Source organism: Bradyrhizobium sp. 138, assembly GCF_023074075.1.
Lineage (GTDB): Bacteria > Pseudomonadota > Alphaproteobacteria > Rhizobiales > Xanthobacteraceae > Bradyrhizobium.
The window spans coordinates 1-1,259 of sequence record NZ_JADPKT010000028.1; the positions used below are offsets into that span (position 1 = coordinate 1).

Here is a 1,259-nt window from a genome sequence, read left to right on the forward strand (position 1 = left end):
TGATCTTCCCCCAAAAAAGTGGACATGGATCAAGCCGATTTTAGCTCCATCTCGACCGGGCTGATATAGCCGATGGCCGAGTGTCTGCGGGTTTGATTGTAGAAGCCTTCGACGTAAGCGAAGATGTCGCGCTCGGCTTCATTGCGGGTCGCATATTGACGGTGATGGATCAGTTCGGTCTTGAGTGTGTGGAAGAAGCTTTCCATCGGGGCATTGTCGTAGCAGTCGGCTCTGCGGCTCATCGAAGGTCGGAAGCCGGCGGCTTGCAGTGCTTGGCGGTACTCGGTTGAAGCATATTGGGTGCCGCGATCGGAATGATGGATCAGCCCGGGACGTGGTCTTTGCCCCTTGATCGCCATTCGTAATGCGGCGAGCGGCAATTCGGCGCGTAAATGGTCGTCCATCGCCCAGCCCACGATACGACGGCTGTACAGATCCATGATGGCCGCCAAGTACAACCAGCCCTGGCCGGTCCAGACAAACGTGATGTCGGCGAGCCAGACCTGATTGCGCATGGCGGTCGAGAAGTTCCGGCCGAGCAGGTTCGGCGCGATCGGGAAGCCATGCCCGCTATCGGTGGTGCGGCATCGCCGCGGCCCGGCGGAGATGGCTCGAACGCCATGATGGCGCATCTGCCGCTCGATCCGGCCTCGGCTGGCATGGCGTCCCTGGACTTTGAGCTCGACATGAATGCGCGGGCTGCCATAGCGGCCATGGCTGTCGCGATGAACGCGCTTGATGTCCTCCAGCAGCTCTCGATTGGCCGCCGCCCGGGGGCTTTCGGGGCGCGACCGCCAAGCATAGTAGCCCGCGCGCGAGACGCCGAGGACACGGCACATGATCCTGACCGGATAGTCCGCACAGTGACCTTCGATGAAGCGGAATCTCATGTCCGTGGTCCAGCAAAGATCGCGATCGACTTTTTTAAAATGTCGCGCTCCATCCGCAGCTGTTCGTTTTCCCGCTGCAAACGCGCAATCACGTCAGCCTGGTCCGCCGACGGCAGCGCCGCTTGCGATGTGGGAGCCTCGGCGCTGCCGCCGGCTCTCACCGTGCCCCGCTCCGCCACCCATCGGCTCAGCACCGAACCGTCAAGCCCGAGCTCCTTCGATACCGACTTCGCCGAGCGGCCGCTCGACAAAACCAGATCAACTGCCTGCCGCTTGTACTCGTCCGAATAAGACCGTCGCTGCCGTTTCGTCATCTGACACCTCTCGCTGCCTAAGCTATAGGTGTCCACCGATTTAGGGGAGGCTCAG

At 61.3% G+C, this 1,259-nt stretch carries 1 protein-coding gene; it reads right to left on the reverse strand.

Features of this window, described 5'->3' with window-relative positions; translation table 11 throughout:
• Positions 1 to 29 precede the first annotated feature (29 nt).
• A protein-coding gene (locus IVA79_RS14430; RefSeq protein ID WP_247553803.1) for an IS3 family transposase occupies positions 30 to 1,204 on the reverse strand; the annotation gives its coding sequence in 2 pieces (ribosomal slippage) (positions 30 to 910 and positions 910 to 1,204; 1,176 coding nt in all).
• Positions 1,205 to 1,259 lie beyond the last annotated feature (55 nt).